The sequence below is a fragment of the Streptomyces sp. 8K308 genome (genome assembly GCF_004348315.1).
Taxonomy (GTDB): Bacteria; Actinomycetota; Actinomycetes; order Streptomycetales; family Streptomycetaceae; genus Streptomyces.
Genome location: NZ_SMKC01000354.1, coordinates 1 through 7144 on the forward strand (window position 1 = coordinate 1; position 7144 = coordinate 7144).

Consider the following 7144-nt stretch of genomic DNA (forward strand, 5'->3'; position numbering starts at 1 on the left):
GCCCGGTCCGTGGCCGGCCAGAACCCGGCCACCCCCGGCCCACATAGTGAGACGCCACTCGTGCTCGCTTGACACCCGGCGGGCAGGGGAGCAAGGTCGGACCCATGCACTCCCGAATTCTCGTACTTGGATGGCGCGTCGGCTGACCTCGGACAATCCGTGGCCCCCAGCGACGCGCTCCCCCTCGCATGCCTCACGGCACGAGGGGTTTTTTGTTGCAGCGACGCCGTCAGGGACGACGTCGGAACCCGCATCCGCACCCAGCTTCACCACCCTCACCACCCCGAGAAGAGAACGTCGATGACCGAGCAGGCCACCGGGGCACCCAAGCCGCAGCCACGGGCCCCCCGAGGCGGAGCACCGCAGCCCACCGCCACCGTCGAGCACGTCACGGGCGCCCAGTCCCTCATCCGCTCCCTCGAAGCGGTCGGCGCGGACACCGTCTTCGGCATCCCCGGCGGCGCCATCCTCCCCGCCTACGACCCGATGATGGACTCCACCAAGGTCCGCCACATCCTCGTGCGCCACGAGCAGGGCGCAGGACACGCCGCCACGGGCTACGCCCAGGCCACCGGCAAGGTCGGCGTCTGCATGGCCACCTCGGGCCCCGGCGCCACCAACCTGGTCACCCCCATCGCCGATGCCCACATGGACTCGGTGCCGCTGGTCGCCATCACGGGACAGGTGGCCGGCCCCTCCATCGGCACCGACGCCTTCCAGGAAGCCGACATCTGCGGCATCACCCTGCCCGTCACCAAGCACAACTTCCTGGTCACCGACCCCGCGGAGATCCCGCGCACCATCGCCGAGGCGTTCCACATCGCCGCCACGGGCCGCCCAGGGCCCGTCCTGGTCGACATCGCCAAGGACGCCCTGCAGGCCAGGACCGTCTTCTCCTGGCCGCCCACCACCGACCTGCCGGGCTACCGCCCGGTGAGCCGCCCGCACGCCAAGCAGATCCGCGAGGCCGCCCGGCTGATCGCCCAGGCCAGGCGCCCCGTCCTCTACGTCGGCGGCGGTGTCATCAAGGCCGGCGCCTCCGCCGAGCTGCGTGAGCTGGCCGAGCTGACCGGCGTCCCGGTCACCACCACCCTGATGGCCCTCGGCGCCTTCCCCGACAGCCACCGTCAGCACCTGGGCATGCCCGGCATGCACGGCTCGGTCGCCGCCGTCACCGCGCTCCAGCGGGCCGACCTGATCGTCGCCCTCGGCGCCCGCTTCGACGACCGCGTCACCGGCAGGATCGACTCCTTCGCGCCGCACGCCAAGATCGTGCACGCCGACATCGACCCCGCCGAGATCGGCAAGAACCGGGTCGCCGACGTCCCCATCGTGGGCGACGTCAAGGACGTGATGGCCGACCTGACCGCCGCGCTGCGCGCCGACGACCCCGCCACCGCGGCCGGCCCCGACGCCGCCGAGCGCTACGCCGCCTGGTGGGAGCAGCTCGACCGCTGGCGCGAGACCTACCCGCTGGGCTACGACCTGCCCGAGGACGGCACCCTCTCCCCGCAGCAGGTCATCGAACGCATCGGCCAGCTCGCCCCCGAGGGCACCGTCTTCACCGCGGGCGTCGGCCAGCACCAGATGTGGGCCGCCCACTACCTGCCCTTCGAGCGCCCCGGCACCTGGCTCAACTCCGGCGGCCTGGGCACCATGGGCTACGCGGTCCCCGCCGCGCTCGGCGCCAAGGCCGGCCGTCCCGAGGCCCCCGTCTGGGCCATCGACGGCGACGGCTGCTTCCAAATGACCAACCAGGAACTGGTCACCGCCGCGCTCAACGACATCCCGATCAAGGTCGCCATCATCAACAACGGCGCCCTGGGCATGGTCCGCCAGTGGCAGACCCTCTTCTACAACCAGCGCTACTCCAACACCGTGCTGCGCGAGGGTCCCGAGGTCAAGGGCACCCGGATCCCCGACTTCGTCAAGCTGGCGGAGGCCATGGGCTGCGTCGGCCTGCGCTGCGAGGACCCGGACCAGCTCGACGCCGTGATCGAGAAGGCCAACGCCATCAACGACCGGCCCGTCGTGATCGACTTCATCGTCCACGAGGACGCCATGGTGTGGCCGATGGTCGCCGCCGGCACCTCCAACGACGAGGTGATGGCCGCCCGCGGCGTGCGCCCCGACTTCAGCGACGCCGGCGACTGACCGACCAGGACCGACCCACCCCCGAAGGCAGCCAACCCCATGTCCAAGCACACGCTCTCCGTCCTGGTCGAGAACAAGCCCGGCGTCCTCGCCCGGATCACCTCGCTCTTCTCCCGGCGCGGCTTCAACATCGACTCGCTCGCCGTCGGCACGACCGAGCACCCGGAGGTGTCCCGCATCACCATCGTCGTCAGCGTCGAGGCGCTGCCGCTCGAGCAGGTCACCAAGCAGCTCAACAAGCTGGTCAACGTCCTCAAGATCGTCGAGCTCGACCCGTCGGCCGCCGTCCACCGGGAGCTCGTTCTGGTGAAAGTTCGCGCCGACAACGAGACCAGGTCGCAGATCGTCGAGATCGTGCAGCTGTTCCGCGCCAAGACCGTGGACGTCGCCCCCGAGGCCGTCACCATCGAGGCCACCGGCAGCAGCGACAAGCTGGAGGCGATGCTGCGGATGCTGGAGCCGTTCGGCATCAAGGAGTTGGTGCAGTCCGGCGCGATCGCCATCGGCCGCGGCTCCCGCTCCATCACCGACCGCTCGCTGCGCGCCCTGGACCGCAGCGCCTGAGCGGCTCCACCGGGAAAGCGGCTGCGAACCGCGCCCCCCACGGGGCGCGGCACCGCCCCCGACCGGATACCGAGACCACCCACCACCCCCGTTCCACAGGTCGTACCGTGGAACCCGGCTGTCGCCCCTCCGCGGCGGCGTGAACCAACAAGGAGAAGAACCGAAGTGGCCGAGCTGTTCTACGACGACGACGCCGACCTGTCCATCATCCAGGGCCGCAAGGTGGCGGTCCTCGGTTACGGCAGCCAGGGCCACGCCCACGCGCTGTCCCTGCGCGACTCGGGCGTCGACGTCCGGGTCGGCCTGCACGAGGGCTCCGCGTCCCGTGCCAAGGCCGAGGAGCAGGGGCTGCGGGTGACCACTCCCGCCGAGGCCGCCGCCGAGGCCGACGTCATCATGATCCTGGTGCCGGACCCGATCCAGGCGCGCGTCTACGAGGAGTCAGTCAAGGGCAACCTCAAGGAGGGCGACGCGATCTTCTTCGGCCACGGCTTCAACATCCGCTTCGGCTTCATCAAGCCGCCGGCGGGCGTCGACGTCTGCATGGTGGCCCCCAAGGGCCCCGGCCACCTGGTCCGCCGCCAGTACGAGGAGGGCCGCGGCGTGCCGTGTATCGCGGCCGTCGAGCAGGACGCCACGGGCAACGCCTTCCCGCTCGCCCTCTCCTACGCCAAGGCCATCGGCGGCACCCGGGCCGGCGTCATCAAGACCACCTTCACCGAGGAGACCGAGACCGACCTCTTCGGCGAGCAGGCGGTCCTCTGCGGCGGCACCGCGGCCCTCGTCAAGGCCGGCTTCGAGACCCTGACGGAGGCCGGCTACCAGCCGGAGATCGCCTACTTCGAGTGCCTGCACGAGCTCAAGCTCATCGTGGACCTCATGTACGAGGGCGGCCTGGAGAAGATGCGCTGGTCGATCTCCGAGACCGCCGAGTGGGGCGACTACGTGTCGGGTCCGCGCGTCATCACCGAGCAGACCAAGGCCGAGATGAAGCGCATCCTGGGCGACATCCAGGACGGCACCTTCGCCGAGGCGTGGATGGCCGAGTACAACGCCGGCCTGCCGCGCTACAACGAGTACAAGAAGGCCGACGCCGGCCACCTGCTCGAGACCACGGGCAAGGAGCTCCGCAAGCTGATGAGCTGGGTCGACGAGGACGCCTGAGCCTCACAGAACCGATCGATCCGCCCCGTCACCGCGGGGAGTTCGCTCGATCGGGCGGCGGGTCCGGCACTCGACCGCCGGGCTCGCCGCCCGCCGCTACACTGCACTGCACCAAGCGTGTCACGGGCTCACAGCGTCGTGCGGCTCCACGTGGCTGCCTACCTCTCCACCGCCCGGCCGTCGGGACGCGGCCTTCCGCAAAGGACCAGTGAGACCCAGTGAGCAAGCCCGTCGTACTCATCGCAGAAGAGCTCTCCCCCGCGACCGTCGATGCCCTCGGTCCCGACTTCGAGATCCGGCACTGCGACGGTGCCGCCCGTGACGAACTGCTGACCGCCATCGCCGACGTGGACGCCGTGCTGATCCGCAGCGCCACCAAGATCGACGCCGAGGCCATCGCGGCCGCCCGCCGCCTCAAGGTCGTCGCCCGCGCCGGCGTCGGCCTGGACAACGTCGACGTGGCCGCCGCCACCAAGGCCGGCGTCATGGTGGTCAACGCGCCCACCTCCAACATCGTGACCGCCGCCGAGCTCGCGTGCGGCCTGATCGTCTCCACCGCCCGCAACATCCCGCAGGCCAACGCCGCGCTCAAACAGGGCGAGTGGAAGCGCAGCAAGTACACGGGCGTCGAACTCGCCGAGAAGACCCTCGGCGTCGTCGGCCTCGGCCGCATCGGCGTGCTCGTCGCCCAGCGGATGGCCGCCTTCGGCATGGACATCGTCGCCTACGACCCCTACGTACAGCCGGCCCGCGCCGCCCAGATGGGCGTCCGGCTGCTCAGCCTCGACGAACTCCTCGCCGTCTCCGACTTCATCACCGTCCACCTCCCCAAGACCCCCGAGACCCTGGGGCTCATCGGGGACGAGGCGCTGCACAAGGTCAAGCCGAGCGTCCGGATCATCAACGCGGCCCGCGGCGGCATCGTCGACGAGGCAGCCCTGCTCAGCGCCCTCAAGGAGGGCCGGGTCGCCGGCGCTGGCCTCGACGTCTACGCCACCGAGCCCTGTACCGACTCGCCGCTCTTCGAGTTCGACACCGTGATCGGCACCCCGCACCTCGGCGCCTCCACCGGCGAGGCCCAGGAGAAGGCCGGCCTCGCCGTCGCCAAGTCCGTCCGGCTCGCGCTGGCCGGCGAGCTCGTCCCGGACGCGGTCAACGTCCAGGGCGGCGTCATCGCCGAGGACGTCAGGCCGGGGCTGCCGCTCGCCGAGAAGCTCGGCCGCATCTTCACCGCGCTGGCCGGCGAGGTGGCCCAGCGGCTCGACGTCGAGGTCTGCGGCGAGATCACCCAGCACGACGTCAAGATCCTGGAACTCTCCGCGCTCAAGGGCGTCTTCGAGGACGTCGTCGCGGAGACCGTCTCCTACGTCAACGCGCCGCTCTTCGCGCAGGAGCGCGGCGTCGAGGTGCGGCTCACCACCAGCTCCGAGTCGCCCGACCACCGCAACCTGATCAACGTGCGCGGCACGCTGACCAGCGGCGAGGTGGTCTCGGTCGCCGGCACCCTGGCCGGGCCCAAGCACCTCCAGAAGATCGTCGGCATCGGCCCGCACACCGTGGACCTGGCGCTCGCCGACCACATGGCGTTCCTCCGCTACACCGACCGCCCCGGCGTCGTCGGCACGCTCGGCCGGATCCTCGGCGAGGCCGGCATCAACATCGCCGGCATGCAGGTGGCCCGCGCCGAGGAGGGCGGCGACGCCCTGATCGCCCTCACCATCGACAGCACCATCCCGCCCGCGGTCCTCAACGAGATCGCCGACGAGATCGGCGCCACCTCGGCCCGGGGCGTCAACCTCACCGACTGACCCGCACGGCGGCGCCCCCGGACGTCGACCGGGGGCGCCGCGGCGCGTCAGCCGTTGGGCAGGATCACCGCCCGGCCGTTGACCTTCCCGGCGTGCAGCCGCTCGTACGCCAGCGGCGCGTCGTCGATCCCGTAGGTCTCCACCCTGACCTCCACGGCCCCCGACCTGGCCAGCGCGAGCACCTCGCCGAGCTCCCCCCTGCTGCCCCAGTACGGCGCGGTCACGGCCACGTCGAACGCGGTCGTGTTGACGCCGACCGGCAGCGCGCCGCCCGCGATCCCCACGAGCGCCACGTCCGCCTCCACGGCCGCCACCGCCCCCGCCGTGGTCACGGTCTGCTGGGCCCCCACGAAGTCGAACACCGCCTCGGCGCCGAGCCCCCCGGTCAGCTCCCTGACCCGGGCGGCCGCCCGCTCGTCGGACAGCACCGTCTCGTGCGCGCCGACCGCCCTGGCCAGCGTCAGCTTGTCCTCCGACACGTCGAGCGCGATCACCCGGCTCGGCGACAACGCGCGCAGCAGCTGGATCGCCACGTGTCCGAGCCCACCCGTGCCGATCACCACGGCCGTGGACCCGGGCAGCAGCTTGGGCAGCGAGCGCTTGATCGCGTGGTACGGGGTGAGGCCGGCGTCCGTCAGGGGCACCGCGCTCACCGGGTCGAGCCCGTTCAACGGCACCAGGAACCGGGCGTCGTCCACCAGCAGGAACTCCGCCATCGCGCCGGGGGAGCCGAGACCCGGCGGAAAGATCCCCAACTCGGCGGCGCGCAGGCAGTAGTTCTCCTTGCCCTCGGCGCACTTGGCGCAGCGGCCACAGCCCTGCGGCCCGTACACCGCGACCAGCTCGCCATCGGCGACCCCGGTGACCCCCTCGCCGACCGCCACCACCGTGCCGGCGCCCTCGTGCCCGAGGGTGAGCGGCAGCGTGTAGGGGAACGACTCGGCCGGCCAGCTCATCACGGCGATGTCCGAGTGACAGACCCCGGCCGCCGCCACCCGCAGCAACACCTGCCCGGGCCCCGGCTCCGGCTCCGGCACGCTCACGACCTCGGGCGCGGTGCCGATCTCCCGATACTGGACGGCCTTCATCCGACGACCTCCCTGCGGGTGGTGGCCGAACGCCACCCTCCGCCCATGGTGCGGCCCGCGCCCCCCACCCGCAAACGGGTCCGCTGCGCGCTCGCTGCGCGCTTGGCGTCGGCCACGGCGCGGGCGCGCGCCGTGCTCCGCGCGCCTGGTGCGGTGTTGCGCTGCGCGGCTTGCAGGGGCCCTGACCGGCGGCTTCGCCGCCCGTCGGGCCCTTGCGGCGGTGCTGGCCTGTGGCTGTGCCGCGCCCACCCAGCCGCCTTTGGCCGGTGGCCTCGTGCGGCGGGGGGCGCGTGGCCCGGCGGCGCAGCCGCCGCGGGCCGGCCCGCGTGGCGCGCCGCCCCGCTCGCGCGAAGCGCGGGAAGGGGC

5 protein-coding genes are annotated in these 7144 nt (G+C 72.1%); 4 read left to right on the forward strand and 1 reads right to left on the reverse strand.

The window, feature by feature from the left end:
• The first annotated feature begins 300 nt into the window (after nucleotides 1–300).
• From E1265_RS30890 to serA, 4 genes are all read left to right on the forward strand, one after another.
• Complete coding sequence (locus E1265_RS30890; protein ID WP_132934280.1) at nucleotides 301–2154, forward strand: acetolactate synthase large subunit; 1854 nt, start codon at nucleotides 301–303, stop codon at nucleotides 2152–2154.
• A gap of 39 nt (nucleotides 2155–2193) precedes the next feature.
• Complete coding sequence (gene ilvN, locus E1265_RS30895) at nucleotides 2194–2718, forward strand: acetolactate synthase small subunit (protein WP_132934281.1); 525 nt, start codon at nucleotides 2194–2196, stop codon at nucleotides 2716–2718.
• A gap of 165 nt (nucleotides 2719–2883) precedes the next feature.
• Complete coding sequence (gene ilvC, locus E1265_RS30900) at nucleotides 2884–3882, forward strand: ketol-acid reductoisomerase (protein ID WP_132934282.1); 999 nt, start codon at nucleotides 2884–2886, stop codon at nucleotides 3880–3882.
• Nucleotides 3883–4100: 218 nt separating this feature from the next.
• On the forward strand, nucleotides 4101–5690 hold the full coding sequence (gene serA, locus E1265_RS30905; RefSeq protein WP_132934283.1) for a phosphoglycerate dehydrogenase: 1590 nt from the start codon (nucleotides 4101–4103) through the stop codon (nucleotides 5688–5690).
• Between the two features lie 47 nt (nucleotides 5691–5737).
• On the opposite strand, the gene E1265_RS30910 is transcribed toward serA, so the two are convergent.
• On the reverse strand, nucleotides 5738–6778 hold the full coding sequence (locus E1265_RS30910) for an NAD(P)-dependent alcohol dehydrogenase (RefSeq protein WP_132934284.1): 1041 nt from the start codon (nucleotides 6776–6778) through the stop codon (nucleotides 5738–5740).
• Nucleotides 6779–7144 lie beyond the last annotated feature (366 nt).

Excerpts from the sequence above, each read along its gene's own strand:
- ilvN (WP_132934281.1), top strand. The coding sequence starts at position 2,194 with ATGTCCAAGCACACGCTCTCCGTCCTGGTCGAGAACAAGCCCGGCGTC.
- E1265_RS30910 (WP_132934284.1), bottom strand. The coding sequence starts at position 6,778 with ATGAAGGCCGTCCAGTATCGGGAGATCGGCACCGCGCCCGAGGTCGTG.
- E1265_RS30890 (WP_132934280.1), top strand. The coding sequence starts at position 301 with ATGACCGAGCAGGCCACCGGGGCACCCAAGCCGCAGCCACGGGCCCCC.